The following is a 26,639-nucleotide window of genomic DNA, read 5'->3' on the forward strand; positions in this document are numbered from 1 at the left end:
TAGCATCCGCGCCTATGAATTTTCCAGGAAGAATTACCAGCGGCGTGCTGATGCTGATTACCAGCTGCGCGGCGCTGGCGCAAAGTGAATTGGATGTGCGGATCAAACCGTCCAACGATGAACTGAAGGCCAATATAGAGGGCTATATCGGCAGCCTCGGCGATCGAGACGAAGAAGCCTTGCTGCGCTTCAGTCGTGGCGCCGAAGAACAGGCACGCAAGGCCGCCCAGGCCTTGGGTTATTACCAGCCGCAGATCGACACGGATGTGAAGGGCGGCAAGACGCCTCGCCTGGTGCTGAGCATCGATCCCGGCGAGCCGGTGCATTTGCGCAACGTCACTATTCGCATCGACGGCCCGGCCGCCGCCCTCAAATCCTTTCGTGTACCCAAAAGCGCTGCACTGAAAACCGGCGCAGTGCTCAACCACGGCCATTACGAAGACGCCAAGCGCCTGATTCAGAACCAGGCCTCGCGCTACGGTTTTTTCAGCGGTTACTTCAGCAGCCAGAAATTGTCGGTCGACCCGCGGGCCGGCGTTGCCGACATCGAACTGATCTACAACAGCGGCCCGCGTTATTCACTGGGTAAGGTCAGTTTCGAAGGCGACACGCCGTTCGACGAAGACCTGCTGCGGCGTATGGTGCCATTCAAGGCGGGCGCGCCTTATGATTCCGAACTGATCGCGGAGCTCAATCAAGCCATGCAATCGAGCGGCTATTTCGAAAGCGTGCGGGTGGATGCGGCGCCGACGGCGTCCAAGAACGACGTGATCCCGGTGGACGTCAAACTCGAAACGCGCAAACCACGGACCATGGGTCTGGGGCTGGGTTATTCCACCGACGTCGGCCCACGGGTCAAGGCCAACTGGACCCGGCACTGGGTCAACCCTCAGGGGCACAGCTATGGCTGGGAGACCGAAGTTTCGGCGCCCCGGCAGAACGTCGGTGTGTTCTACGACATTCCCCTGGACCCGCCGCTGACCGACAAATTGCGGTTCGCCGGTGGCTATCAGAATGAAGAAATCGCCGACAAGGACTCCCTCAGCAAACTGCTGACCATCGGCCCCGAGTGGCACAGCAAGCTGCCCAGCGGTTGGCAGCGGGTGGTGTCGCTTAAATGGCAGCGCGAGGAATACAGGCTCGGCGACGACTCGGGGCTCAGCACGTTGCTGATGCCTGGCGTCAGCTATTCCTATCTTAAAAGTGATAACCGCATCGACCCGCACAACGGTTATCGCCTGGAATTCGAGACAAAAGTGGCCAAGGAAGGTTTGGGCTCTGACACCAACCTGCTTTACGGCACCGCGTTGGTGAAAGGCTTGACCACGGTCTTCGACAAACACCGCTTGCTCGGTCGGGTGCAGGTCGGCGGCAGCGCCACCAACGGCTACAAATCGGTACCGCCGTCGTTGCGCTTCTTCGCCGGTGGCGATCAGAGCGTGCGCGGTTACGACTATCAGAGCCTGTCCCCGGAAAACTCCGAGGGCGACCGCATCGGTGGCCGCTACATGATCGCCGGAAGCGTCGAGTATCAGTACTCCATCGCCGAAAAATGGCGGGTCGCGACCTTCATCGACCAAGGCAACTCCTTCAATACCCTCGAACTGCCGAACCTCAAGACCGGCGTCGGCATCGGTGTGCGCTGGGTTTCTCCGGTCGGACCGATACGCCTCGACCTGGCCCATGCGATGGACGACGACGGCGGCATTCGACTGCACTTTTCCATGGGGCCTGAGCTGTGAATCGTGGTTTGAAAATAACGCTGCTGGCGATTCTGGCGCTGCTGATGCTGGTCGTCCTGACCGTGGCCACAGTGCTGGGCACGGCAACGGGCAGTCGCTGGGCACTGGGTTTCGTCCCGGGGTTGACCCTCGAAAACTTCCAGGGCCGCTTGGCCGGGCAGTGGAGCGCCGACCGGGTGTTGTGGCAGCAAGACGCCAGTCGAGTCGAGTTGAACAAGGTCATTTTCGCCTGGTCGCCACTGTGCCTGACGCGCATGGCACTGTGCATCGAGCAACTGAAGGCCGATCAAGTCAGCCTGCAGTTTCCACCGGGCACGGATGAAGACAGCAGCGGTTCGATCGAGCTTCCGGACCTGGACTTGCCATTGGCCATCGAACTGGGCGATGTCCAGGTCGGCAGCCTGCTGTTCAACGGCAGCGAAGCACTCAAGGGGTTGCAACTGGCCGCGCACTGGACGGCGCAAGGGTTGCAGATCGACTCGGTGAAGTTGCAGCGTGATGAGCTCAGCCTGAATCTTACCGGCCTGCTGCAACCCCGCGGCAACTGGCCGCTCAAGGCTGAAGGCAACCTGACGTTGCGGGCCCCCGAGCCTTGGGCGTTGGCCCTGAAGATCGACGGCGACCTGCTGAAAACCCTGAAGCTGAAAGCCGACAGCAGCGGTTACTTGAACGGGCAACTGACCGGCGAGCTGCAACCGCTGATTGATAATCTGCCGGCCAAAGTGCGGATCACCGCTGACGGCTTCAAGCCCAGCGCCGATCTGCCGGACACCCTGCAACTCAACCAACTGGAGCTCACCGGCGACGGCGACCTGAAAAACGGTTACCAGTTGCTCGGCAAAGCCACGTTGCCCGCAGAACTTGGCCCGGTCGCGTTGTTGCTGCAAGGCAAGGTCGACGCCAACGGCGCCCAGATCGCCGGGTTGGACCTCACGGCCAACGACAAGCAAAGCCTAAAACTCACCGGCAATCTCGATTGGAGCAAAGGCCTGAACGCCAACGCAAAAATCGACTGGCTGGATTTTCCGTGGTATCGCCTCTATCCGCTGATCGACGAGCCAGAAGTGGCGTTGCGCAGCTTCAACGGTGAAGTCTCCTACACCGACGGTAAATACCTCGGCAACTTCAAAGCCGCACTCGACGGCCCGGCCGGGGCGTTCAGCCTGACCAGCCCGTTCAGCGGTGACCTGACGAAAATCTACCTGCAACAAATTCAACTTGAAGCCGGGCAGGGCAAGGCCGAAGGGCACCTGAACCTGCAGTTCGCCGACGGCATTGCCTGGGACACCGCGCTGGACCTGTCGGCGATCAACCCGGCGTATTGGGTCGCTGAGTTACCGGGCACCCTGGCCGGACCGCTGCGCAGCACAGGCGAGATGAAGAATGAAAAACTCAGCCTGACCGCTGATCTCGACTTGAAAGGCAAACTGCGCGGCCAACCGGCAGTGATCCGGGCCAAAGCCGATGGCGGTGGCGAGCAATGGAATCTCAGCGCGTTGCAAATTCGCCTCGGCGACAACAGCATCAACGGCAAGGCCAGCCTGCAACAAAAGCTCGCCGGTCAGATCGATATCAAGCTGCCGCGCCTGGCTCAGCTGTGGCCGCAACTGCGCGGTCAGCTCAATGGTCGCGTCGATGTCGCCGGGACACTCAAGGCCCCGCAAGGCAAGCTCGGGCTGCAAGGTACGCAACTGGCCTTCGAAGACAATCGCCTGCAAAGCCTGAATCTGGGCGCCACCCTCGACAGCGCGCAACGGGCAAAAATCGACCTCAAAGGGAGCGGCATTCAGGCCGGTGAGACGTCACTGGGGACGCTGACCGCCAGTGGCCAGGGCGATATCAAAAACCAGAAACTCACCCTCGACCTGCAAGGGCCGAAGCTGAAACTCGCGCTCGGCCTCGACGGCAATCTGGACAAAGGCAATTGGCGTGGGCGCCTGGCCAGCGGCGATATCCAGGCCGGCGGTCAAGACTGGAAGCTGCAAGGTCCGGCGAAGCTGGAGCGGCTGGCGGACGGCAAGATCAATTTTGGCGCTCACTGCTGGACGTCCGGCCCGGCCAGTCTGTGCGGTGAGGATCAGCGCCTGATGCCTGAGCCGAAGCTGCGTTATCACCTCAAACAATTCCCGATCGACAGCCTGGCGCAGTGGTTGCCCAAGGATTTCGCCTGGAAGGGACGACTCAACGCCGACCTGCAACTGGATCTGCCGGCCAGTGGCCCGAACGGCCAGATCAGCGTCGATGCCAGCGGCGGCACGTTGCGCATAAAGGAAAAGGACCAGTGGCTGGACTTCCCGTACCAGACCCTGAAACTGAACAGCAAACTCACGCCCAAGCGCATCGACACTGACCTCAATTTCGTCGGCGGCAAGCTCGGTGAGCTTATGCTCCAGGCGCAGATCAATCCGTTGCCGAAGGACAAACCACTGACCGGCTCGTTCCGTTTGAATGGGCTGGACCTGTCGGTAGCGCGGCCGTTTGTGCCGATGGTCGAGAAACTGACCGGACGCTTGAATGGCAGTGGCACGCTCGCAGGTACGCTGCTGGCGCCGCAGGTCAACGGCAATCTGCTGCTCAGCGATGGCGAGATTTCCGGGCCTGAACTGCCGATGGACCTTGAAGCGCTGCAACTTCAAGCCGTAATTGCCGGCGAAACCGTGCAGTTGAACGGCGGCTGGAAAAGTGGCAAGACCGGGCAGGGCACCTTGAGCGGCAACATCGCCTGGGGTCAGGCGCTGGTGGTGGACCTGGCGCTCAAAGGCACGCAATTGCCAGTCACCGTCGAGCCGTACGCCAAGCTGGAAATGGCGCCGGACCTGAAGATTTCGATGAAGGACGACAAACTGGCGATCGCCGGCAAGGTGCTGGTGCCAAAAGGCGAGATCACCGTGCGCGAGTTGCCGCCCTCGACGGTCAAGGTGTCCGATGACACGGTGATCGTCGGCCAGCAGACCGAAGAGGGCAAACCACCGATGGCCATGGCGATGGACATCGATGTGGTGGTCGGTCAGGACAAACTCAGCTTCGCCGGGTTTGGCCTGACCGCCAACCTGCAAGGTCATGTGCACATCGGCGACAACATGGACACCCGCGGCGAGCTCTGGCTCAACGATGGGCGTTATCGCGCCTACGGTCAGCGATTGACGGTGCGCCGGGCGCGTTTGCTGTTTGCCGGCCCGATCGACCAGCCGTATCTGGACATCGAAGCGATTCGCCAGACCGACGACGTGATCGCCGGCATTCGCCTGAGCGGCAGCGCCGAGCAGCCGACCACACAGATCTTCTCCGAGCCGGCCATGAGTCAGGAAGAGGCTTTGTCCTATCTGGTGCTGGGACGTCCGCTGAGCACCAACGGTGAAGACAACAACATGCTGGCCCAGGCGGCGCTCGGGCTGGGCCTGATGGGCAGTTCGGGGGTGACCAGCGGGTTGGCCAAGAACCTGGGGATTCAGGATTTCCAGCTCGATACCCAGGGCAGCGGCAACGCAACCAGCGTCGTGGCCAGCGGCAATATCTCCGAGAAGCTCAGCCTGCGTTATGGCGTTGGCGTGTTCGAGCCGGCCAACACCATCGCCTTGCGTTACAAGCTGAGCAAAAAGGTCTACCTCGAAGCGGCGGGCGGCGTGGCCAGTTCGCTGGACATCTTCTACAAGCGGGACTTTTAAACTCCCTCTCCTCCAAAACCGAGTCGCTCCCATCGCGAGCAAGCTCGCTCCCACAAGGTTAAGTGTGATCCCTGTGGGAGCGAGCTTGCTCGCGATGGCGTCAGATCGGTCACCGCATAATCCATCGCCATTTATCAACTAAATAGCAAGCAACCTAACTATTACGTTGACATTCGCTGCCTAGGCAGTAACATCTCGTCATACATTCTCTGCCTAGGCAGCTAATTGGTGGTCAGATGAAACATTTCACCCCAGACGCATTCCACACTTGCCATCTCGGCCTCCTGCTCGGGCGCGCTGCGCTGCTCAAGGACCGGATCATCGACACGCACATGGAACCCCACGGCATCACTGCCGCGCAGTTCAAAGTGCTGATCATCATGGCCCAGTTCGGCGTCGATACGCCGGCGGAGCTGTGCCGTCACCTATCGCTGGACAGCGGTTCGATGACCCGCATGCTCGATCGTCTGGAACAGAAAGGCTTCCTCGCCCGCCAACGCTCCGAAGCGGATCGCCGTCAGGTTCAGCTGGTGCTGACCGAGCAAGGCCAGCAGTTGACTGATCGCCTGCCGGAGATCGGCGCCGACGCCATGAATGAACTGGCCGGCGCGATCACCCCAGAGGAGTTGAAAACCCTCGAACAGATCCTGAAGAAAATTTTGGTGGCAGCCGGTGACTCGATCACCCTGCTGCGGGTAGGTGACAAATGAGCAGTAAAACCCTGCGTACCGGCTTGAGCCTGGTGCTGGCGGCCATGACCCTGGCCGGTTGCGCCAGCTACAGCGGCCTGACCACTGAAGGCGTCAGCCTCGATGCGAAAAACCTCAAGGCCGGGCAATCCCTCAGCGGTGTAACCCTCTCGCCCGCGGCCTGGCCGAAAAGCGACTGGTGGAAAAGCCTCGGCGACCCACAGCTCGACGGCTTGATCCGCGAAGCCCTGCACGACAGCCCCGACATGCAAATCGCCGACGCCCGTGCTCACCAGGCCAGCGCCGCCGCTTATGCAGCGGATGCCGCACGCATGCCGACCCTCGATGCCAGTGCCGGCGTCAGCCGTTCGCGTCTGGCCCGGGATCAGGACCCAAGCGGGCAGGGTGGTACCTACTCCACCGTGCGCAACATCAGTGCCAGTTTCAATTACAACTTCGACCTCTGGGGCGGTCAGCGTGATGCCTGGGAAGCCGCACTGGGCCAGGCCCGTGCTGCCGAAGTCGATCAACAAGCCGCTCAGCTGACATTGTCCGCCGACGTGGCTCGCGCTTACAGCGATCTGGGTCAGGCGCACATCGTCTACGACCTGGCCAGTGAAGACCTCAAGCGCACCAAACAAATGCTCGACCTGAGCCAGCGCCGCCTGAGCTCGGGGATCGACAGTCAGTACCAGTTCCAGCAAACCGAGAGTCTGGAAGCCACGTCCGAAGCCAGCCTGATCGACGCCGAGAAACGCCTGCAAAGCGCGAAAATCGCCTTGGCCGTCTTGCTCGGTAAAGGCCCGGATCGCGGCAACGAAATCGCCCGGCCGAAAATCCTCCAGGCCAGCGCAGTCGCGTTGCCATCGGTGCTGCCGGCCGAGTTGCTCGGTCGTCGTCCAGACCTGGTGGCCGCGCGTTGGCGGGTCGAGGCGGCGAGCAAGAACATCGACGCCGGCAAAACCCGCTTCTACCCCAACCTCAACCTGAGCGCCGCGGCCGGTGCCGAGTCGTTGCTGGGCGATGCGATGTTCGGTTCGGCCAGTCGTTTCTTCAACATCGCGCCGACGATCTCGGTGCCGATTTTCGACGGTGGCCGCCTGCGTGCCGACCTCGATTCCCGCGACGCCGATTACGACCTCGCGGTGGCGCAGTACAACAAAAGCCTGGTGAAAGCGCTGGGCGATGTCAGCGACACCATCAACCAGTTACGCGATATCGGTCGGCAGATTGGCGCTCAGCAGCACGCCACCGACATTGCCCAGGATTCTTACAACACCGTGGTCCAGCGTTACGGTTCCGGCATCGGGAATTACCTGGACGTGCTCAGCATCGAGCAGCAATTGCTCCAGGCCCAGCGTCAGCTGGCCAACTTGAATGCCGAGCAGATCGACCTGTCGATCCAACTGATGCAGGCGCTGGGCGGCGGCTTCCAGGGCGAAACCCTGGCCGAAGCCAACGCAACCCCAGCCACGCAGCACAACTAATTCAAGGTACTTGTCATGGCCACTGCCGATACAACAACACAAACCCCTGACAACGCTCAAGACACGAGCAACCCGCGCAAACGCAAAGTCCTGCTGGTAGTGCTCGCGATCGTAGTGATCCTCGCCGGTGTCGGCGTCTGGGGTTATCACGAATTCTACGGGCGCTGGAACGAAAGCACCGACGACGCCTATGTGAACGGCAACGTGGTGGAAATCACTCCGCTGGTCACCGGCACCGTAGTCAGCATCGGTGCCGACGATGGCGACCTGGTCCATGAAGGACAGGTGCTGATCAACTTCGACCCGAACGACGCCGAAGTCGGTCTGCAAAGTGCGCAGGCCAATCTGGCCCGCACCGTGCGTCAGGTTCGCGGCTTGTACAGCAATGTCGACGGCATGAAAGCCCAGGTTAATGCCCAACAGGCTGAAGTGCAAAAGGCTCAGGACAACTTCAATCGCCGGAAAAACCTTGCCGCTGGCGGTGCGATTTCCCAGGAAGAACTGTCCCATGCTCGCGACGACCTGACCTCGGCGCAAAACGCCCTGGCCAACGCCAAACAGCAACTGAAAACCACCAGTGCTTTGGTGGATGACACCGTGGTGTCGTCGCACCCGGACGTGATGTCCGCTGCCGCGCAATTGCGTCAGGCTTACTTGAACAACTCCCGCAGCACCTTGATCGCGCCGGTCACCGGTTATGTCGCCAAGCGCTCCGTGCAACTGGGCCAACGCGTCCAGCCGGGCACGGCGCTGATGGCAGTCATCCCGCTGGATCAGCTGTGGATCGACGCCAACTTCAAGGAAACCCAGCTGCGTGACATGCGCATCGGTCAGCCAGTGGACATCGAAGCCGACCTGTATGGCAGCGACGTGAAGTTCAGCGGCACCATCGACAGCCTCGGCGCCGGTACCGGCAGCGCGTTTGCCTTGCTGCCAGCGCAGAACGCCACCGGTAACTGGATCAAGATCGTCCAGCGTGTGCCGGTGCGGATTCACATCAACGCCGAAGAACTGGCCAAGCACCCGTTGCGGGTCGGCCTGTCGACTCAGGTCGATGTGAACCTGCGTGACCAGAGCGGCCCGGTGCTGGCGCAACAGCCACCGCAAAAGGCCTCGTTCAGCACCAATGTGTATGACCGTCAGTTGGCCGAGGCCGACGCGATGATCACTCAGTTGATCCATGACAACAGCGCTGCGGTCAGTAAAACCGTTCAACGCTGATTGGTCATCACACCGATCCTGTGGGAGCGACGCCCGTTAAAAGGTGTCGCGTCAGCCAGGTTTCAAAGGATTCGCGATGAGCAATAATGCGTCTTTCACGCCGCCCAGCCTGCTGCTCAGCACCATTGGCCTGTCGCTGGCGACCTTCATGCAAGTACTCGACACCACCATCGCCAACGTGGCGCTGCCGACGATTTCCGGCAACCTGGGCGTGAGTTCGGAGCAGGGCACTTGGGTGATTACTTCGTTCGCCGTGAGCAATGCGATTGCGCTGCCGCTGACCGGTTGGCTCAGCCGACGCTTCGGTGAGGTGAAGCTGTTTCTGTGGGCGACGATCCTGTTCGTGCTGGCCTCGTTTCTTTGCGGTATCTCGACCTCGATGCCGGAACTGATTGGCTTTCGGGTGCTTCAAGGCCTGGTGGCAGGTCCCTTGTACCCGATGACTCAAACGCTGCTGATTGCCGTCTATCCACCCGCCAGGCGTGGCATGGCCCTGGCGTTGCTGGCGATGGTCACGGTGGTGGCGCCGATTGCAGGTCCCATCCTCGGCGGCTGGATTACCGACAGCTATAGCTGGCCGTGGATCTTCTTTATCAACGTGCCGATCGGTGTTTTCGCGGTGATGGTGGTGCGCCAGCAACTCAAGGCGCGGCCGGTGGAAACCAGTTACCAGCCGATGGATTACGTCGGTTTGATCACCCTGATCATTGGCGTCGGCGCGTTGCAGCTGATCCTCGACAAGGGTAACGACCTGGATTGGTTCGAGTCGAACTTCATCCTCATCGGCGCGGCCATTTCGGTGATTGCGCTGGCGGTGTTCGTGATCTGGGAAATGACCGACAAGCACCCGGTGGTCAATCTGCGGCTGTTCGCTTACCGCAACTTCCGCATCGGCACCATCGTGCTGGTGTTGGGTTACGCCGGGTTCTTCGGGATCAATCTGATTCTGCCGCAATGGCTGCAAACCCAGATGGGTTACACGGCGACGTGGGCGGGTCTGGCGGTGGCGCCGATCGGTATTTTGCCGGTGCTGATGTCGCCGTTTGTCGGCAAGTACGCACACAAATTCGACCTGCGGCTGCTGGCCGGCCTGGCGTTCCTGGCGATTGGCCTGAGCTGCTTCATGCGTGCCGGGTTTACCAACGAAGTGGACTTCCAGCACATCGCTCTGGTGCAGCTGTTCATGGGCATTGGCGTGGCGCTGTTCTTCATGCCGACCTTGAGCATTCTGATGTCGGACCTGCCACCGAGCCAGATCGCCGACGGCGCGGGCCTGGCGACGTTCCTGCGGACCTTGGGCGGTAGTTTTGCGGCCTCACTGACGACGTGGATCTGGATTCGCCGGGCGGATCAGCACCACGCCTATATGAGCGAAAGCATCAGCACCTATGAGCCGGCTACCCGCGACGCGCTGAACAGCCTGGGCGGGGCGAGCAATCCGGCGTATGCGCAGCTGGATCATGTGCTGACCAGTCAGGCGTACATGCTCTCCACCGTGGATTACTTCACGTTGCTGGGGTGGGCATTCATGGGCTTGATTGTGCTGGTGTGGCTGGCGAAACCGCCGTTTGCCGCTAAAGCAGGCCCTGCTGCCTCAGGCCATTAAGCCAAACACAGTCCCTGTGGGAGCGAGCTTGCTCGCGATAGCGGTGGATTAGTCAACAACGATGTTGAATATGAATCCGCTATCGCGAGCAAGCTCGCTCCCACAGGGTTCTGTGTTCGGCAGTCAGATTGCGGGGGCTGCCAGTTGCGGCGGCGGGGCGAAGTCGAATGGTGCAAGCGCAAACCCATTCTCATCCACCTGCAACGCCCAGCCCTGACGATCCCAATCCCCCAATACAATCCGCTTGGCCGCCTGCTCGCCAATCTGCAACTTGTGGATGGCCGGGCGATGGGTATGCCCATGGATCAAGGTCTTCACGCCAAATGCCTGCATGATCCGCGGTACTTCTTCCGGCGTGACATCGACGATGTCATTGGCCTTCATCCGCACCTGGGCCGTGCTTTCGCTGCGTAGCTTGCGTGCCAGTTTCTGCCGGGTGCCCAGGGGCAAATGGCGCAGGATGAACAAGGTAACGGGATTGCGCAGGTAGCGTCGCAGCTTCATATAGCCGACGTCACGGGTGCAGAGGCTGTCGCCGTGCATCAACAGCACCGGCTCGCCGTAAAACTGCACGACACTCGGGTCCTTCAGCAACGTACAGCCGGCCTGTTTACAGAAGGCCTGGCCGAGCATGAAGTCGCGGTTGCCGTGCATCAGAAAAATGGCCGTGCCGCTGTCGCTGAGTTCGCGCAGGGCCTGGCAGATGGAGCGCTGAAAGGGCGTCATGGCATCGTCGCCAATCCACGCCTCGAAAAAGTCGCCCAGGATGTACAACGCACTCGCCGAGCGGGCGCGTCCGGCGAGCAAATCCAGAAACGCCCGGCTGATGTCCGGGCGCTCCTCTTCCAGATGCAAGTCTGAAATCAGCAGTATCACGCTTCGATGATCTCGGCTTTCTCGATGATCACGTCTTCTGCTGGAACGTCCTGGTGACCGGACTTCATGGTGGTGGAAACACCTTTGATCTTGTCGACGACGTCGGTGCCTGCAACGACTTTAGCGAACACGGCGTAGCCCCAGCCTTGAGTGGTCTTGGCGCTGTGGTTCAGGAAGCTGTTGTCAGCCACGTTGATGAAGAACTGGGCGGAAGCCGAATGCGGCTCCATGGTGCGCGCCATGGCCACGGTGTACTTCTCGTTCGGCAGGCCGTTGTCGGCTTCGTTCTGGATGCTTGGGCGCTTGTCTTTCTTTTCTTTCATGCCTGGCTCGAAACCGCCGCCCTGGATCATGAAGTTACCGATGACGCGGTGGAAAACAGTGTTTTCGTAGTGACCGGCGTTGACGTACTCGATGAAGTTGGCAACGGTCAGCGGTGCCTTTTCAGCGTTCAGTTCCAGGACGATGTCGCCATGGTTGGTGGTCAGTTTGACTTGGGTCATGATCGGTACTCTTTATATGAATTCGTGGGTTTAGGGGCTTTGCTGCCCTCAACCGGTCCGGCCAATTTTGGCCAAGGTGCGCAGTTTAGCGTGCCGGGCGCGAATTTCGAGGCTGTTTTTCATTTGCATCCGATTAAATGCAGGCGTTTTTTGGCCTGCTCTGTCAGCGGCTTGACAGCATCGGCTATGATAAGCCCCTTTGTTTTAACCGCCGCTTTGATTTGGCCAACTGGCCGCGCACTTGTACGTTCAAGGATCCTATGAGCAAGCCCACTGTCGACCCTACCTCGAATTCCAAGACCGGCCCTGCCGTGCCGGTCAATTTCCTGCGCCCGATCATCCAGGCGGACCTGGACTCGGGTAAGCACACGCAGATCGTCACCCGTTTCCCGCCTGAGCCCAACGGTTACCTGCACATCGGTCACGCCAAGTCGATTTGCGTGAACTTCGGTCTGGCCCAGGAATTTGGCGGCGTCACGCACCTGCGTTTCGACGACACCAACCCGGCCAAGGAAGACCAGGAATACATCGACGCGATCGAAAGCGACGTCAGATGGCTGGGCTTCGAATGGTCCGGTGAAGTGCGCTACGCCTCGCAGTATTTCGACCAATTGCATGACTGGGCCGTTGAACTGATCAAGGCCGGCAAGGCCTACGTCGATGACCTGAGCCCTGAACAGGCCAAGGAATACCGTGGCAGCCTGACCGAGCCGGGCAAGAACAGCCCGTTCCGCGACCGCTCCGTGGAAGAAAACCTCGATTGGTTCGCCCGCATGAAGGCCGGTGAATTCAAGGACGGCGCACGCGTGCTGCGAGCCAAGATCGACATGGCCTCGCCGAACATGAACCTGCGCGACCCGATCATGTATCGCATCCGTCACGCTCACCACCACCAGACTGGTGACAAGTGGTGCATCTACCCGAACTACGACTTCACCCACGGTCAGTCGGACGCCATCGAAGGCATCACCCACTCGATCTGCACCCTGGAGTTCGAAAGCCATCGTCCGCTGTACGAGTGGTTCCTCGAGAACCTGCCCGTGCCGGCGCAACCGCGTCAGTACGAGTTCAGCCGTCTGAACCTGAACTACACGATCACCAGCAAGCGCAAGCTCAAGCAACTGGTCGATGAAAAGCACGTTCACGGTTGGGACGATCCGCGCATGTCCACGCTGTCCGGCTTCCGCCGCCGTGGTTACACGCCGAAATCGATCCGCAACTTCTGCGAAATGGTCGGCACCAACCGATCCGACGGCGTGGTCGACTTCGGCATGCTGGAATTCAGCATCCGTGATGACCTCGACCACAGCGCCCCGCGTGCCATGTGCGTGCTGCGTCCGCTGAAAGTCGTGATCACCAACTACCCGGAAGACCAGGTCGAGAACCTCGAACTGGCGTGCCACCCGAAAGAAGACATGGGCGTGCGCGTCCTGCCGTTCGCCCGTGAGATCTACATCGACCGTGAAGACTTCATGGAAGAGCCGCCAAAAGGCTACAAACGCCTTGAGCCAAACGGCGAAGTGCGTCTGCGCGGCAGCTACGTGATTCGCGCCGACGAAGCGATCAAGGACGCCGATGGCAACATCGTCGAACTGCGTTGCTCCTACGACCCGGAAACCCTGGGCAAGAACCCTGAAGGCCGCAAGGTCAAAGGCGTGGTGCACTGGGTGCCGGCCGCGGCCAGCGTCGAGTGTGAAGTGCGTCTGTACGATCGCCTGTTCCGTTCGGCTAACCCAGAGAAGGCCGAAGACAGCGCCAGTTTCCTGGACAACATCAACCCTGACTCGCTGCAAGTCCTCACCGGTTGTCGTGCCGAGCCTTCGCTGGGCAATGCACAGCCGGAAGACCGTTTCCAGTTCGAGCGCGAAGGTTACTTCTGCGCGGATATCAAGGACTCGAAACCCGGTCATCCGGTGTTCAACCGTACCGTGACCTTGCGTGATTCGTGGGGCCAGTGATTCAAGGAACCTCTAACGTGCTTTCGATCTACAACACGCTCACCAAGAGCAAAGAAGTCTTCAAGCCGCTGGATGGCAACAATGTGCGCATGTACGTCTGCGGGATGACCGTGTACGACTACTGCCACATTGGCCACGGCCGCAGCATGGTCGCGTTCGACCTGGTGACCCGCTGGTTGCGTTTCAGCGGTTATAACCTGACGTACGTGCGCAACATCACCGACATTGAAGACAAGATCATCAATCGGGCCAAAGAGAACGGCGAGCCGTTCGACGTGCTGACCGAGCGCATGATCACCGCGATGCACGAGGACGAGGCGCGCCTCAACATCCTCAAGCCGGACATGGAACCGCGGGCCACCGATCATATCCCCGGCATGCTGAGCATGATCCAGACCTTGATCGACAAGGGTTACGCCTACGCACCGGGCAATGGCGACGTGTACTACCGCGTCGCCAAGTTCATGGGCTACGGCAAGCTGTCGCGCAAGAAGATCGAAGACCTGCGCATCGGTGCGCGGATCGAAGTCGACGAGTCGAAACAGGACCCGCTGGACTTCGTGCTGTGGAAAGGCGCCAAGCCGGGCGAGCCGAGCTGGCCATCGCCGTGGGGCGACGGTCGCCCGGGCTGGCACATCGAGTGCTCGGTGATGTCGACCTGCTGCCTCGGCGAGACTTTCGACATTCATGGTGGCGGCAGTGACCTCGAGTTCCCGCACCATGAAAACGAAATCGCCCAGAGCGAAGCGGCGACCGGCAAGACCTACGCCAACGCGTGGATGCATTGCGGCATGATTCGCATCAATGGCGAGAAGATGTCCAAGTCCTTGAACAACTTCTTCACCATTCGCGACGTGCTGGAAAAGTACCACCCGGAAGTCGTGCGTTACCTGCTGGTGTCGAGCCACTACCGCAGCGCGATCAACTATTCGGAAGACAACCTCAAGGACGCCAAAGGCGCGCTCGAGCGTTTCTACCATGCGTTGAAAGGCCTGCCGAGCGTGGCGCCGGCCGGTGGCGAAGCCTTTGTCGAGCGTTTCACTCAGGTGATGAACGACGACTTCGGCACGCCGGAAGCGTGTGCCGTACTGTTCGAGATGGTGCGCGAGATCAACCGTTTGCGTGAGAGCGATCTTGATGCGGCGGCGGGTCTGGCGGCGCGTCTCAAAGAACTGGCCAGCGTGCTGGGCGTGTTGCAACTTGAAGCCGATGACTTCCTGCAGGCCGGTGCCGAAGGGCGGGTTGATGCGGCTGAGGTTGATGCGCTGATTGCCGCGCGTCTGGCAGCTCGTGCTGGTAAAGACTGGGCCGAATCCGACCGCATCCGCGACCAGCTGACCGCCATGGGCGTGGTGCTGGAAGACGGCAAGGGCGGCACGACCTGGCGTCTCGCTGACTGATTGCTGCGTTTGCCCCAAACAAAACCCGCCTTGTGCGGGTTTTTGTTTGTTTGGTTGAAGATCAAAAGATCGCAGCCTTCGGCAGCTCCTACGGGATTGGGTTCGTCCACGACGGTGGGATACACACCTGTGTAGGAGCTGCCGAAGGCTGCGATCTTTTGATCTTCGCCGTTAACCCTCCAACTGCCGCAATCGCTTGTAAAGGGTATTCCTGCTAACCCCCAACCGCCGCGCCAAATGCGAAATATTCCCCCCGGCCGCCTGCAGCTGCCGATTCAAATCCTCGGCATCATTCAAATCCACCGCCAACGGCTCCGGTAAATCCACCGGCTCCAGCTCCAAATCAACAAAGAAATCATCCGGCAAATGCTCCGGCCGTACCGGTTGTTCCTCGGCCATGGCCAGCGCTACCTGCATCACGCTGCTGACCTGTCTTAAATTCCCCGGCCACGGATGACGGCTGAACAACTCCAGCACCTCTCGGCTCAGTCCGGCCCATTGGCTCGGCTCGCGGTGTTGCTCCCACAGGCGTTTGAACAGTGCTTCCTTGTCACTGCGTTCGCGCAGAGGAGGTAGTTCGAGGGTCAAACCGCCGATGCGGTAATAAAGATCCTCACGAAACCGCCCGAGCTGAACCTGTTCGCGCAACGAGCGGTTGGTTGCCGAAATAATACGTATATCCACCGGGAACAACTCGCTACTACCCACTGGTTGCACGCAACGCTCCTGCAAAACTCGCAGCAGTCGGGCCTGAGTCGGCAACGGCATATCACCGATTTCATCTAGGAATAGCGTGCCTTTGTCAGCCTTGCGGATCAGCCCGATGCTGCCTTTCTGGTTGGCGCCAGTGAACGCGCCTTTCTCGTAGCCAAATAGCTCAGACTCCACCAGTTCGGCGGGGATGGCTGCACAGTTGACGGCAATGAAGGGTTTTTTGCTCCGCGAACTGGCCTGATGCAGGGCTTTGACGAAGACTTCCTTGCCGACCCCGGTTTCGCCGTGGATTAACAACGGAATGTCTTTTTCCAGCAACCGCTCGGCCTGGCGCACGGCTTTTTCCACGCGGCTGTCACCGAAATGCAGGGTATTGAGGCTGATCGCTACCGGTGTCGCAACCGTGGGTTCTGCAAACAGCCGCGCCTGAATCACTGTCTGTTTCGGCCGCTTCAACAGGCACTGGAAGCGGTTGCGTCCCGAGGTTTGCAAGGCGAAGGGCAGGCCGTCCGGCTGGTTCAACAACTCCAGCAGCGAGACCTTGAACAGGCTTTCGACACTGACCCGCGACAGGCTGATACCCAGCAAATTGTCGGCCCGGCGGTTGGCGGACAGCACCTGGCCCGTCTCGTCGAAGATCAACAGGCCCGCCCATTGGCTGTCGAGGTTGTTCAGTCCGGTGTTGAAGGTCAGTTGGAAATGCTGGCCATGGAACAGGTTGAGGATCAGCCGGTTTTCCACGGTCTGACTCATCATCTTGACCATGCCGAGGGTGTGGGACGGTGGCAGGTAGCTGTCGCTGGACACATCCAGCACCGCGATGACTTTGCGGTCGGCATCGAAAATCGGTGCGGCGGAACCGGTCATGAAACGGTTGGCCTTGAGGAAATGTTCGTCGTGCTCGATGTGCACCGCCTGCTCGCAGGCCAGCGCGGTGCCGATCGCATTGGTGCCGCTGCAGCGTTCCATCCAGCTGGCGCCGGCACTGAAACCGCGGGTCAGGTTCGGCTCGATAAAACGCTGGGTGCCCCAGGACGTCAGCACCTGGCCCTGATTGTCGGCGAGCATGATCAGGCAGTTGGAGTTGCTGAGGATGTTCTCGTAATACGGCAGGACTTCCTGGTGAGTGGTTTGCACCAGTGAGTGCTGGCTCTCCAGCAATTGCGCAATGCCCTCGGCCGGCAACTGATCGAACGCCGGTGTGCTCTGATGATTGAGGCCGAACGCGCGGCAACGGGACCAGGAGTCCTGGATGATGGCGTCGTGGGAGAGCGGCAAGGCGGGTGCGGCCATGGCAGTCGATCTCTGAGCATTATTATTTTTGTTATGAGTAACGCGATCCATGTAGCAGCTGGCGAAGCCTGCGTTCGGCGACGCAGTCGTCGTCAAACCTGTAAACGCGGTCATCCTGATACACCGCGATGCCTGATTTCACGACGACTGCGTCGCCGGACGCAACCTTCGGCAGCTGCTACAAGGGCGCGCGCAATTCAGAATTTCCCGCAGTAAAAGCATCCGTAGAGTGTTGTTCACTATTGTTCATTGTCAACCGGCGGATTGTTCAATTGTTCAGTCGCGGTTGTTCATTTCTGTTCAGCAACGAACGCAGTTTTTCTTCCATTTGCAAGATTCTCAAGCCGGATCAACGGCTTGCAATTTCTGGCACGAATGTCGCTCTGTTGGTCAGGTCGCTTGACTCCAATAATAAAAAGGCCGAGCCATGTCATTAACCCTGGAGCACGTCAGCCGCACCGTCGAGGGCCAGACCTGGATCGACGATGCGTGCCTTACTTTCGAAGCCGGATCCTTCAACGTTTTGCTCGGGCGCACGCTGTCCGGCAAAACCAGTCTCATGCGCCTGATGGCCGGTCTGGACAAGCCCGACAGCGGTCGCATCCTGATGAACGGCGTCGACGTCACCCAGCGCCCGGTGCGTTTGCGCAATGTGTCGATGGTCTATCAGCAATTCATCAACTACCCGACCATGACGGTGTTCGAGAACATCGCTTCGCCATTGCGCCAGGGCGGCGTTTCCAATGAGCTGATCCAGAGCAAGGTGCTGGAAACCGCGAAGATGTTGCGCATCGAGAAATTCCTCCAGCGCCACCCCCTCGAACTCTCCGGCGGTCAGCAACAGCGCACGGCCATGGCCCGGGCGCTGGTCAAGGATGCCGAGCTGATCCTGTTCGACGAACCGCTGGTGAACCTCGACTACAAACTGCGCGAAGAACTGCGTCAGGAAATGCGCGAGCTGTTCAAGGCTCACCACACCATCGCCATCTACGCCACCACCGAACCCAACGAAGCCCTGGCGCTGGGCGGCACCACCACCATTCTTCACGAAGGCCGGGTGATTCAGAGCGGCAAGTCTTCCGAGGTTTATCACCAGCCGCAAACCGTGCTGGCGGCAGAGCTGTTCTCCGAGCCGCCGATCAACCTGATGCCGGGACGTATCGCCGGTAACGAAGTCAGCTTCGCCAATTTCGTGCACTTTCCGCTCAACGTCGATTTGCGGCCGGTGGGCGAGGGCGAGTTCCGCTTTGGCGTACGGCCCAGCCATATTTCGCTGGTGCCGAGCAACGATGATGATCTGGAACTGGCGGTAACCGTCGAGGTGGCGGAGATCAGTGGGTCGGAAACCTTCCTGCACGTGCGCAACGAACATTTCCTGCTGGTGCTGCACTTGCCGGGCGTCCACGAATACGACGTCGACGCGCCGATTCGTATCTATATCCCGACCCATAAACTGTTTGTCTTCGATACGCAGGGGCGGCTGGTCCAGGCGCCCGGTCGCCGTATCGCGAGGGTTGCCTGATGGCCGAAATTCGTTTGCAACACCTCGCCCACAGTTACACCCGCACGCCGATCGGCCCCGAGGACTACGCGATCCGCGAGATGGACCACGTCTGGGAGCAGGGCGGTGCCTATGCCTTGCTCGGGCCTTCGGGCTGCGGCAAGTCGACCTTGCTCAACATCATTTCCGGATTGCTCAGTCCGTCTCAGGGTCAGGTGCTGTTCGACAGCAAAGTGGTGAATGAACTGACCCCGGAGAAGCGCAACATCGCCCAGGTTTTCCAGTTTCCGGTGGTCTACGACACCATGACGGTGTTCGACAACCTGGCCTTCCCGCTGCGCAATCAGGGCATGGCCGAGGCGAAAATTCACAGCAAGGTGCAGGAAATCGCCGAAGTTCTCGATCTCCAGACGCTGCTGAGCAAGAAGGCGCGCAACCTCACCGCCGACGAAAAGCAGAAAGTCTCCATGGGCCGTGGGCTGGTGCGCGATGACGTCTCGGCGATCCTGTTCGATGAACCGCTGACCGTGATCGATCCGCACCTGAAGTGGAAGTTGCGACGCAAGCTCAAGCAGATCCACGAGCAGTTCAACATCACCATGGTCTACGTCACCCACGATCAGTTGGAGGCCTCGACCTTCGCCGACAAGATCGCGGTGATGTATGGCGGGCAGATTGTGCAATTCGGTACGCCGAGAGAACTGTTCGAGCGGCCGAGCCACACCTTTGTCGGCTATTTCATCGGCAGTCCGGGGATGAACCTGATCGAGGTACAGCCGCAGCCCGGCGGTGTCGGTTTCGCCTCGACTCATTTGCCGCTTTCCGATGCTCAGCAGAAACGCATCGCCGAGTCCGAGTGGAAAACCCTGAAAGTCGGCATCCGTCCGGAGTTCGTGCACGTGTGGGACGAGCCGTTTGATGAGGCGATGCAGGCACAGGTCGTACACGTTGAAGACCTTGGCACCTACAAGATCATGACCCTGAACCTCGACGGCGCCCCTTTGAAAGTGCGCCTGGCCGAAGACAAGCCAGTGCCTGAGGGAACCGCCTACATCAGCTTCCCGGCTCAATGGTTGATGGTGTATGCCGACGAATATCTCCTGGAGACGTAGCCATGAACAAGGTGCAGAACAACAAGGCCTGGTGGCTGGTGTTGCCGGTGTTTTTGCTGGTGGCGTTCAGTGCGGTGATCCCGATGATGACGGTGGTCAACTACTCGGTGCAGGACATCTTCGACCAGTCCAGCCGCTACTTCGTCGGCGCCGACTGGTACAGGCAAGTGCTGCTCGATCCGCGCCTGCATGACTCGTTGCTGCGCCAGTTCATTTACTCCGGCTGTGTGCTGCTGATCGAAATCCCGCTGGGCATCGCCATCGCCCTGACCATGCCGACCAAGGGTCGCTGGTCGTCGCTGGTGCTGATTATCCTGGCGATTCCGTTGCTGATTCCGTGGAACGTGGTGGGGACGATCTGGCAGATCTTCGGTCGGGCGGACATTGGTCTGCTCGGCGCCAGCCTCAAGGCCATGGGTCTGAACTACAACTATGCGGCCAACACCATGGACGCCTGGGTCACGGTGCTGGTGATGGACGTCTGGCACTGGACGTCGTTGGTGGCGCTGTTGTGTTTCTCGGGGCTGCGGGCGATTCCGGACGTGTACTACCAAGCGGCGCGGATTGATCGGGCATCGGCCTGGGCGGTTTTCCGACACATCCAATTGCCCAAGCTCAAGAGCGTGCTGTTGATCGCGGTGATGTTGCGGTTCATGGACAGTTTCATGATCTACACCGAGCCGTTTGTGCTGACCGGTGGCGGTCCGGGGAATGCCACGACTTTCTTGAGTCAGACCCTGACGCAAATGGCGATCGGGCAGTTCGACCTCGGCCCGGCGGCGGCTTTCTCGCTGGTGTACTTCCTGATCATCCTGTTGGTGTCCTGGCTGTTTTATACGGCCATGACTCACTCTGACGCCAACCGCTGAGGTCTGCCATGAGCAAGAGAAAGCTGATCCCGTTGCTGATCTACATCCTGTTCCTGCTGGTGCCGATCTATTGGCTGCTGAACATGTCCTTCAAGAGCAACACCGAAATCCTCAGCGGCCTGACCTTGTTTCCGCAGGATTTCACCTTCGCCAACTACAAGGTGATCTTCACCGATCCGGCCTGGTACACCGGTTACCTCAACTCGCTGTACTACGTGAGCCTGAACACGGTGATTTCGCTGAGCGTGGCATTGCCGGCGGCGTATGCGTTCTCGCGCTATCGGTTCCTCGGTGACAAGCACCTGTTCTTCTGGCTGTTGACCAATCGTATGGCGCCGCCGGCGGTGTTTTTGCTGCCGTTCTTCCAGCTATATTCCTCGATCGGTTTGTTCGATACGCACATCGCCGTCGCGTTGGCTCACTGCCTGTTTAACGTGCCGTTGGCGGTGTGGATCCTCGAAGGTTTCATGTCCGGGGTTCCCAAGGAAATCGACGAAACCGCCTACATCGACGGCTACAGTTTTCCCAAGTTCTTCGTGAAGATTTTCGTTCCGCTGATTGGTTCCGGGATCGGCGTGACGGCATTTTTCTGCTTTATGTTTTCTTGGGTCGAACTGCTGTTGGCGCGGACGCTGACGTCGGTCAACGCCAAACCGATTGCGGCGGTGATGACGCGCACGGTCTCGGCGTCCGGCATCGACTGGGGCGTGCTGGCGGCGGCGGGGGTGTTGACTATCCTGCCAGGCATGCTGGTGATCTGGTTTGTTCGCAACCACGTGGCCAAGGGCTTTGCCCTGGGCCGGGTCTGAGGAGCTGATGATGGAATGGATGAGTTGGACCGGCCCTACGGCGGCATTCTTCAGCGTCATTGCCTTGATTCTGGTGGGCATGACGACTTGGGAATTGCGTTCGCCGAGCATTCTTCGGCGTGGTTTGTTGCCGATTGCCACCACCCGTGGCGATCGGTTGTTTATCGGTCTTCTCGGCAGCGCCTACCTGCATTTGCTGGTAATCGGCGTCACCGACTGGAGCATCTGGGTTGCGTTCGCGTTGTCCCTGGTGTGGCTGTTGGCTGTGATGCGTTGGGGCTAGTCGAAATCGATCGGCAATGTTGCTCCGAAACCCAAACAGGAGGTCTCTATGTTCGACAAAAACAATAAGCTGCGACATAGCGTTTCATTGGCAGCCATGCTGGCACTCAGCGGGCTGAGTGCGGCAGCCTGGGCCGATGCCTATGAAGACGCGGCCAAGAAATGGATTGGCAGCGAATTCAAACCGTCCACCCTGACCGAAGCCCAGCAGCTCGAAGAGCTGAAGTGGTTCATCAAGGCGTCCGAGCCGTTTCGCGGGATGAGCATCAAGGTGGTCTCGGAAACCATCGCGACCCACGAATATGAATCCAAAACGCTGGCCAAAGCCTTTACCGAGATCACCGGGATCAAGCTGACCCACGACTTGCTGCAAGAAGGCGACGTGGTGGAAAAGCTGCAGACCCAGATGCAATCGGACAAGAACATCTATGACGGTTGGGTCAACGACTCGGACCTGATCGGCACGCACCTTCGCTACGGCAAAACCGAATCGATCACCGACCTGATGGCCAACGAAGGCAAGGCCTACACCTCGCCGACCCTGGATATCAAAGACTTCATCGGCATCTCGTTCACTACCGCGCCGGACGGCAAGATCTATCAACTGCCCGACCAGCAGTTCGCCAACCTGTACTGGTTCCGCGCTGACTGGTTCGAGCGGGCGGATCTGAAAGCAAAATTCAAAGAAAAATACGGTTATGAACTGGGCGTGCCGGTGAACTGGTCGGCTTATGAAGACATTGCCAAATTCTTCAGCGAAGACATCAAGGAAATCGACGGCAAGCGCGTCTACGGTCACATGGACTACGGCAAGAAAGATCCGTCCCTGGGCTGGCGCTTCACCGATGCCTGGTTCTCCATGGCCGGCGCTGGCGATAAGGGCATTCCCAACGGCTTGCCGGTGGACGAGTGGGGCATCCGCGTCGAGGACTGCCATCCGGTTGGTTCCAGCGTGACCCGTGGCGGCGACACCAACGGCCCGGCGGCGGTCTATGCAACCACCAAATACGTCGACTGGCTGAAGAAATATGCGCCACCGGAAGCGGCGGGCATGACCTTCTCCGAATCAGGTCCGGTGCCGTCCCAGGGCAACATCGCGCAGCAGATCTTCTGGTACACCGCGTTTACCGCCGACATGACCAAACCGGGTCTGCCGGTAATGAACGCTGACGGCACGCCGAAATGGCGCATGGCGCCATCGCCGAAAGGTCCGTATTGGGAAGAGGGCATGAAACTCGGTTATCAGGACGCCGGTTCCTGGACCTTCCTCAAGTCCACGCCTGAGAAGCAAAAACTCGCAGCCTGGCTGTACGCGCAGTTCGTGACCTCGAAAACCGTATCCCTGAAGAAAACCATCGTTGGCCTGACGCCAATCCGCGAGTCGGACATCAACTCGCAAGCCATGACCGACCTGGCACCGAAACTCGGTGGTCTGGTCGAGTTCTATCGCAGCCCGGCCCGTGTGCAATGGACCCCGACCGGGACCAACGTGCCGGACTATCCGCGTTTGGCGCAACTGTGGTGGAGCCACATCGCCGAAGCCGCCAGCGGCGAGAAAACCCCGCAACAGGCGCTGGATGGTTTGGCCAAGGATCAGGACGCGATCATGACCCGCCTGGAACGCTCGAAGGCGCAAGCCACCTGCGCACCGAAGATGAACCCCGAGCGCGACGCGCAGTACTGGCTCGATCAGCCGGGTGCACCGAAGCCGAAACTGGCGAACGAGAAGCCTAAAGGTGAAACCGTGAGCTATGCCGAATTGCTGAAATCGTGGGAAGCGGCGCGCAAATAACAGACCATCAGCAGTGTTGAACGGCACCTTCGGGTGCCGTTTTTGTTAACGGTCACTTTCACGTTTCAGTGACTGCTGCACGGCTTTCAGTATCGGGAGGTCGAAGGCGTTGTGTCCGGCGTGGAGCAGCCGGCAATGGATGTTCTGGCGCTGGCGAAGCCAGCGTACGCTGGACATGCCGAAGGTGTCCCTGATGCCTTGTATCACCAGGGTATTGGCGTCGAGCGAAAGACTCTCGTCTAGCGATGTGAAGAAGTAACGATTAACGTGGTAATGCAACTCCATCCGGATGGCGCGCACGGCCTCCTCATTGACGAAGTCTTCGAGTGCGCGCAAACCCATTGATTGCCCGTTCAATTGCAAAATGGCCCGCAGCCAATGGATGGCTGCCTGACGCTGTTGTACCTCGCAACCATGGCTCAGTATCTGGTAGATACCTCGCGCACTGTTGCCGCTGGAGCCATTGGTTATTTCAGATAAGCCTTCGCTCAAGGTTTTATCGTAGGCACTGACATTCGCCGAAAACGGCACAAACACCGAGACCAGCGTGGTTTTCAGAACGGCCTCGGGATAGCGCTGCTGGTATTGAATGGCCAGCCAGCTTCCCCATGAAACGCCCAGCAAGCTGATTTTGTCGAAACCAAAATGCCGACGCAGGGCATCGATGTCTTCAATGGATAGTCCGGTGTTGTTGTGCTGAAGTTCGCCAAGGGGGTGGGAGCGCCCGCAGCCACGCTGGTCGAACACAATGATGTCGAAACATCGCAGATCGAAGAACTCAAGGTGATGGGGAGTACAGCGACCACCCGGGCCACCGTGCAGGAAAAATATCGGTTCGCTGCCCGGTGTACCGTGCCGCTCCCAGTAGAGATGGTGGCCGTCGCCGGTTGGGTAGTAGCCTTTGTTCAGGAAGGCAGCCATCAGAGGGGAACCCTCAGCCTATAGAACTGGAACAATTCCCTGTGCCCAGGGCGGGCCGCTACGCTGGAAATCAGCTGCAGTTTTAGTAGCTGGGCCATGTAGGGAACAGCGATCAATACTGGCGTATGACCGAAAATGATAATCGTGCCTCCCGGATTCACGCACGGTGCCATATCGTGCAATGTTTGCTGCGCGTCGGTGCGAGTCATCACTTCGGCATTGAGGAAACGCAGTATCAGAACATCACATTTAACGCCGGTTGAGGCGGCGTTGCGGGCATCGGCCAGGTAAAACTCGGCGGATGAGGTGCCATGACGAATTTTGGCGTGCTCGATCATCGAAACCGATCGATCAGAGCCCAGACAACGACGATCCGGGAGCTCGCGGGCCAGGTGCGCAATGAACTCGCCAGTCGAACACGCCGGATCATGGATCACTGTGCCGGCGCTCGATATCGTTTTGAGCAAGACTGCACAATGCTGGCGAAAGTGACTTTCGTCGGCATCCAGCTGTGTGACGAGCGACTCAGTGCACTGCCAGTATTCGGACGGGCATACAAACTCCTGCCCTGTGTCATCAGTGGCAGGAAACGGGAAATAGATTTCGCTGTCCGGCTGAGTCTGCGCGATGTGGAAAGCCATTTCCTTTTCTTGCGGGGTAACCCCTCGAAAAGAGATCACTGCACCTTCATTACCCCAATGCAGTTGAGCCAGCGGGCCGAGCAACATCCAGGGCCTTAGCAGGCTGTTGATGTGCCAGCCGTCAGGTTCAGTAGGTTGCAGGACTTTTCGGCCTACCCAGTTGCGGTCATTAATACGCAAAACGAAGAGATGGTGCAGTCCTGGCCCCAAGGGCTCGATGTAGCGATTGAGTTCGCCCGGGGATGCAAAGGAATGGGCGAAGGTATCAGCCAGCCGTTGTTCTCGAAGGGAGTCGCTCGTATCGAATCGAGGGTTCATGCCGGCACTCCATGCCTGTTTTCCAGTCGCCGCCCCCGCGCCTGCGGGATCACCACATTGCCGCTGGAAACAACGAAAAAACGCTCCAGCCCCGGAATGACGACATTGACTAGCGTGGTCCCGAGTTCGGTCTGATGAAGCTGTGCAATGCCCAGCGTGCGCCCATGCCGGTGCAGGTCCTCGGCCAGAAGCCCAATCTGCTCGGCCAATGGCGGCTCATCGGGGGCAGCGGGCAAGATCACCGTTTGCTGCTCGCACAGGTTCAACAGTGGATACAGATCGAATCGCAGGCAGCGCAAAAGGCGAGGGAATTTAGTCAGATGGCGTTGTGCGTTACTCAGATAGTCTCTCAGTTCAGGCTCCGAGGCCGAGTGATGCAACTGCACCAGTTCGGTTAGCGCTCGCCAGGCACCATGCCGGGCACTGATCGAGCAACCGGTGCCGAAGACTCGTGGCTGGGCGCAAGATGCGGTTGAAAAGGCCAGAAAGGTTCGCGCAAGAAATTCAGTGCTGATGTCGACAAGGATAATCTCGGCGCCGATCTCCGCTTCGGCGTCCAGCCATAGCCGACCCAGAGCGTCTTGAGGGGACATACGCGCGACGCGGCGCAAGGGAGGGTGGACTTCGTAGTAAAAGTGTTTCAGTAGAAACAACGAAAGTGCATCACGCTCTATGCATTCATTGGCCGCATGCAAGACCGCCTCGTTATAACTTGCGCCAATAGCCGTTCCACTATTACTGGCATAACGCTGCAGTGCGCCATAGTTCGTTGTGTCTTGTTCCAGCGTCTGCCGTGAGTATCCGGGAGTGCTCAGAGCGACCGGATAAGAAAATGAAGTGTGATTTAGAACGCTCGTATACGTTCGGCAGCCTGTTAAGGCATTGGGTTGTTTGACGATATGTGCAAGGACAGTATCGTCGGCAAATAGTGGCGTATTGGAAAAATACCGAGGGGCTACATAGTGAATATCGGAAGTATTGAACGGGTCACTTAAATAATGTTCCAGCGTTTCATAAAGCGCACCGACACGGGCGTGTTGCAGGTAACCTTTACCCGATCCTCTGGCGGTACGGTGTGGATCGGTGGCGCTGACAGAAACATGGACCGCGACGATCTGCCGGCCAAGTGTGCGGGTGTCGACGCTGAGTCCCAAGCCATCCAGTTCGGCATGAATCCTCTGCTCGGCCTGCTCCAGGTTGAGTTCTCGTTCAGCTATTGTGAACCTGTCCATTGTCCATT

Annotated in this window: 20 protein-coding genes; 14 read left to right on the forward strand and 6 right to left on the reverse strand. The window is 59.3% G+C overall.

Annotated elements, in window-relative coordinates:
• Positions 1-14: 14 nt before the first annotated feature.
• The 6 genes from ACIQU2_RS14150 to ACIQU2_RS14175 all read left to right on the forward strand — a co-directional run bounded on the left by ACIQU2_RS14150 (position 15) and on the right by ACIQU2_RS14175 (position 10,410).
• The gene (locus ACIQU2_RS14150) at positions 15-1,742 is read left to right on the forward strand and encodes an autotransporter assembly complex family protein (RefSeq protein ID WP_403141660.1); all 1,728 of its coding nucleotides are present in this window, start codon (positions 15-17) and stop codon (positions 1,740-1,742) included.
• Positions 1,739-5,407 (forward strand): translocation/assembly module TamB domain-containing protein, encoded by a 3,669-nt coding sequence (locus ACIQU2_RS14155; protein ID WP_403141662.1) that lies wholly within the window; start codon positions 1,739-1,741, stop codon positions 5,405-5,407. Before ACIQU2_RS14150 ends, ACIQU2_RS14155 begins: the two co-directional genes overlap by 4 nt.
• Before the next feature lie 236 nt (positions 5,408-5,643).
• A complete protein-coding gene (locus tag ACIQU2_RS14160) occupies positions 5,644-6,117 on the forward strand; it encodes a MarR family winged helix-turn-helix transcriptional regulator (RefSeq protein ID WP_134422670.1) in 474 nt (157 codons plus the stop codon).
• Positions 6,114-7,583: an efflux transporter outer membrane subunit gene (locus tag ACIQU2_RS14165; RefSeq protein WP_403141666.1), complete on the forward strand. Its 1,470-nt coding sequence runs from the start codon at positions 6,114-6,116 to the stop codon at positions 7,581-7,583. The genes ACIQU2_RS14160 and ACIQU2_RS14165 overlap by 4 nt, the downstream gene beginning before the upstream one ends.
• A 15-nt stretch (positions 7,584-7,598) precedes the next feature.
• Positions 7,599-8,804, forward strand: a complete 1,206-nt coding sequence (locus tag ACIQU2_RS14170; RefSeq protein WP_403141669.1) for an efflux RND transporter periplasmic adaptor subunit — start codon at positions 7,599-7,601, stop codon at positions 8,802-8,804.
• A gap of 76 nt (positions 8,805-8,880) precedes the next feature.
• Positions 8,881-10,410: a DHA2 family efflux MFS transporter permease subunit gene (locus ACIQU2_RS14175; RefSeq protein WP_403141670.1), complete on the forward strand. Its 1,530-nt coding sequence runs from the start codon at positions 8,881-8,883 to the stop codon at positions 10,408-10,410.
• Between the two features lie 123 nt (positions 10,411-10,533).
• On the opposite strand, the gene lpxH is transcribed toward ACIQU2_RS14175, so the two are convergent.
• Positions 10,534-11,286, reverse strand: coding sequence for a UDP-2,3-diacylglucosamine diphosphatase (lpxH, locus tag ACIQU2_RS14180; protein WP_347806253.1), 753 nt, complete (start codon positions 11,284-11,286; stop codon positions 10,534-10,536).
• Positions 11,283-11,789, reverse strand: coding sequence for a peptidylprolyl isomerase (locus tag ACIQU2_RS14185; RefSeq protein ID WP_347806254.1), 507 nt, complete (start codon positions 11,787-11,789; stop codon positions 11,283-11,285). The genes lpxH and ACIQU2_RS14185 overlap by 4 nt, the downstream gene beginning before the upstream one ends.
• A gap of 260 nt (positions 11,790-12,049) precedes the next feature.
• On the opposite strand from ACIQU2_RS14185, the gene ACIQU2_RS14190 reads away from it, so the two are divergent.
• Both ACIQU2_RS14190 and cysS read left to right on the forward strand, forming a co-directional pair.
• Positions 12,050-13,747 carry a glutamine--tRNA ligase/YqeY domain fusion protein gene (locus ACIQU2_RS14190; RefSeq protein WP_403141674.1) on the forward strand — a complete coding sequence of 566 codons (1,698 nt, stop codon included), beginning with the start codon at positions 12,050-12,052 and terminating at the stop codon, positions 13,745-13,747.
• Positions 13,748-13,764: 17 nt separating this feature from the next.
• Positions 13,765-15,147 (forward strand): cysteine--tRNA ligase, encoded by a 1,383-nt coding sequence (cysS, locus tag ACIQU2_RS14195; RefSeq protein WP_403141678.1) that lies wholly within the window; start codon positions 13,765-13,767, stop codon positions 15,145-15,147.
• A 171-nt stretch (positions 15,148-15,318) separates the two neighbouring features.
• Here the strand turns inward: cysS and ACIQU2_RS14200 are convergent, their stop codons facing one another.
• Positions 15,319-17,154 (reverse strand): sigma-54-dependent Fis family transcriptional regulator, encoded by a 1,836-nt coding sequence (locus ACIQU2_RS14200; RefSeq protein ID WP_347805076.1) that lies wholly within the window; start codon positions 17,152-17,154, stop codon positions 15,319-15,321.
• Positions 17,155-17,581: 427 nt separating this feature from the next.
• Between ACIQU2_RS14200 and ACIQU2_RS14205 the strand changes: the two genes are divergently transcribed.
• The 6 genes from ACIQU2_RS14205 to ACIQU2_RS14230 are packed head-to-tail and all read left to right on the forward strand — an operon-like array spanning position 17,582 to position 23,519.
• On the forward strand, positions 17,582-18,676 hold the full coding sequence (locus tag ACIQU2_RS14205) for an ABC transporter ATP-binding protein (protein ID WP_347805077.1): 1,095 nt from the start codon (positions 17,582-17,584) through the stop codon (positions 18,674-18,676).
• On the forward strand, positions 18,676-19,767 hold the full coding sequence (locus tag ACIQU2_RS14210) for an ABC transporter ATP-binding protein (protein ID WP_403141685.1): 1,092 nt from the start codon (positions 18,676-18,678) through the stop codon (positions 19,765-19,767). The genes ACIQU2_RS14205 and ACIQU2_RS14210 overlap by 1 nt, the downstream gene beginning before the upstream one ends.
• Positions 19,768-19,769: 2 nt before the next feature.
• Positions 19,770-20,636, forward strand: coding sequence for a carbohydrate ABC transporter permease (locus ACIQU2_RS14215; protein ID WP_283180876.1), 867 nt, complete (start codon positions 19,770-19,772; stop codon positions 20,634-20,636).
• An 8-nt stretch (positions 20,637-20,644) separates the two neighbouring features.
• Complete coding sequence (locus ACIQU2_RS14220) at positions 20,645-21,445, forward strand: carbohydrate ABC transporter permease (protein ID WP_017339615.1); 801 nt, start codon at positions 20,645-20,647, stop codon at positions 21,443-21,445.
• A gap of 10 nt (positions 21,446-21,455) precedes the next feature.
• Positions 21,456-21,728, forward strand: coding sequence for a DUF2160 domain-containing protein (locus tag ACIQU2_RS14225; protein WP_008146061.1), 273 nt, complete (start codon positions 21,456-21,458; stop codon positions 21,726-21,728).
• Positions 21,729-21,776: 48 nt separating this feature from the next.
• Complete coding sequence (locus tag ACIQU2_RS14230) at positions 21,777-23,519, forward strand: carbohydrate ABC transporter substrate-binding protein (RefSeq protein ID WP_403141694.1); 1,743 nt, start codon at positions 21,777-21,779, stop codon at positions 23,517-23,519.
• A gap of 45 nt (positions 23,520-23,564) precedes the next feature.
• On the opposite strand, the gene ACIQU2_RS14235 is transcribed toward ACIQU2_RS14230, so the two are convergent.
• Genes ACIQU2_RS14235 through ACIQU2_RS14245 form a run of 3 tightly spaced genes read right to left on the reverse strand, consistent with a single transcriptional unit; the run spans position 23,565 to position 26,631 of the window.
• Positions 23,565-24,440, reverse strand: coding sequence for an alpha/beta fold hydrolase (locus ACIQU2_RS14235; protein WP_403141696.1), 876 nt, complete (start codon positions 24,438-24,440; stop codon positions 23,565-23,567).
• Positions 24,440-25,399, reverse strand: a complete 960-nt coding sequence (locus tag ACIQU2_RS14240; RefSeq protein WP_403141699.1) for a class I SAM-dependent methyltransferase — start codon at positions 25,397-25,399, stop codon at positions 24,440-24,442. Before ACIQU2_RS14240 ends, ACIQU2_RS14235 begins: the two co-directional genes overlap by 1 nt.
• The gene (locus ACIQU2_RS14245; RefSeq protein ID WP_403141703.1) at positions 25,396-26,631 is read right to left on the reverse strand and encodes a YcaO-like family protein; all 1,236 of its coding nucleotides are present in this window, start codon (positions 26,629-26,631) and stop codon (positions 25,396-25,398) included. The genes ACIQU2_RS14240 and ACIQU2_RS14245 overlap by 4 nt, the downstream gene beginning before the upstream one ends.
• Positions 26,632-26,639 lie beyond the last annotated feature (8 nt).

The organism is Pseudomonas sp. NPDC098740 (genome assembly GCF_044760065.1).
Taxonomy (GTDB): domain Bacteria; phylum Pseudomonadota; class Gammaproteobacteria; order Pseudomonadales; family Pseudomonadaceae; genus Aquipseudomonas; species Aquipseudomonas rossensis.

Bases quoted from the DNA above. Each gene is read 5' to 3' on its own strand.
- ACIQU2_RS14150 (WP_403141660.1), top strand. From the start codon at position 15: ATGAATTTTCCAGGAAGAATTACCAGCGGCGTGCTGATGCTGATTACC.
- ACIQU2_RS14160 (WP_134422670.1), top strand. From the start codon at position 5,644: ATGAAACATTTCACCCCAGACGCATTCCACACTTGCCATCTCGGCCTC.
- ACIQU2_RS14165 (WP_403141666.1), top strand. From the start codon at position 6,114: ATGAGCAGTAAAACCCTGCGTACCGGCTTGAGCCTGGTGCTGGCGGCC.
- ACIQU2_RS14170 (WP_403141669.1), top strand. From the start codon at position 7,599: ATGGCCACTGCCGATACAACAACACAAACCCCTGACAACGCTCAAGAC.
- ACIQU2_RS14175 (WP_403141670.1), top strand. From the start codon at position 8,881: ATGAGCAATAATGCGTCTTTCACGCCGCCCAGCCTGCTGCTCAGCACC.
- ACIQU2_RS14185 (WP_347806254.1), bottom strand. From the start codon at position 11,789: ATGACCCAAGTCAAACTGACCACCAACCATGGCGACATCGTCCTGGAA.
- ACIQU2_RS14190 (WP_403141674.1), top strand. From the start codon at position 12,050: ATGAGCAAGCCCACTGTCGACCCTACCTCGAATTCCAAGACCGGCCCT.
- ACIQU2_RS14200 (WP_347805076.1), bottom strand. From the start codon at position 17,154: ATGGCCGCACCCGCCTTGCCGCTCTCCCACGACGCCATCATCCAGGAC.
- ACIQU2_RS14205 (WP_347805077.1), top strand. From the start codon at position 17,582: ATGTCATTAACCCTGGAGCACGTCAGCCGCACCGTCGAGGGCCAGACC.
- ACIQU2_RS14210 (WP_403141685.1), top strand. From the start codon at position 18,676: ATGGCCGAAATTCGTTTGCAACACCTCGCCCACAGTTACACCCGCACG.
- ACIQU2_RS14215 (WP_283180876.1), top strand. From the start codon at position 19,770: ATGAACAAGGTGCAGAACAACAAGGCCTGGTGGCTGGTGTTGCCGGTG.
- ACIQU2_RS14220 (WP_017339615.1), top strand. From the start codon at position 20,645: ATGAGCAAGAGAAAGCTGATCCCGTTGCTGATCTACATCCTGTTCCTG.
- ACIQU2_RS14225 (WP_008146061.1), top strand. From the start codon at position 21,456: ATGGAATGGATGAGTTGGACCGGCCCTACGGCGGCATTCTTCAGCGTC.
- ACIQU2_RS14230 (WP_403141694.1), top strand. From the start codon at position 21,777: ATGTTCGACAAAAACAATAAGCTGCGACATAGCGTTTCATTGGCAGCC.
- ACIQU2_RS14235 (WP_403141696.1), bottom strand. From the start codon at position 24,440: ATGGCTGCCTTCCTGAACAAAGGCTACTACCCAACCGGCGACGGCCAC.
- ACIQU2_RS14240 (WP_403141699.1), bottom strand. From the start codon at position 25,399: ATGAACCCTCGATTCGATACGAGCGACTCCCTTCGAGAACAACGGCTG.
- ACIQU2_RS14245 (WP_403141703.1), bottom strand. From the start codon at position 26,631: ATGGACAGGTTCACAATAGCTGAACGAGAACTCAACCTGGAGCAGGCC.